This is a genomic window from Sphingobium sp. D43FB (genome assembly GCF_002312805.1).
Lineage (GTDB): Bacteria > Pseudomonadota > Alphaproteobacteria > Sphingomonadales > Sphingomonadaceae > Sphingobium.
The window spans coordinates 1-386 of the sequence record NZ_NMUA01000269.1 but is presented as its reverse complement, the minus strand read 5'-3'; the positions used below and the strand labels follow the sequence as shown (position 1 = coordinate 386).

Sequence of the window (386 nt, the reverse complement as noted above, 5' to 3'; positions counted from 1 at the left end):
CTGCCAATGCCCGCCCAGCCTGCCCGCAAGCCGATACCCGTGTGCGCAAGTGATTAATTCGTCAAATTAATTTGATGTAGAAAATTTACTTGCCAACTGTTTACCCATAAAATCACCGCGGTTGATGTCGCTGCGACATATAGTCACTGCCTATACTCTATTCAAGCCCAGAGACCTTTGATCTCTGTCAAGGAAATCCAGCATGCACGAACCGACAGGATTGATTGCCCACAACTGGGGCTTCGCCATTTTCCTTTTAGGTGTTGTCGGCCTCTGTGCCTTCATGCTCGGTGTCTCCAGCCTTCTGGGCAGCAAAGCCTGGGGCCGCAGCAAAAACGAACCGTTCGAGTCCGGCATGCTGCCTACTGGCAGCGCCCGCTTGCGCC

Annotated in this window: 1 pseudogene; it reads left to right on the top strand. The window is 53.1% G+C overall.

Annotated elements, in window-relative coordinates:
- Positions 1–202 precede the first annotated feature (202 nt).
- Positions 203–386 (top strand): annotated as a pseudogene (locus tag SxD43FB_RS24345) (NADH-quinone oxidoreductase subunit A); the annotation flags it as partial.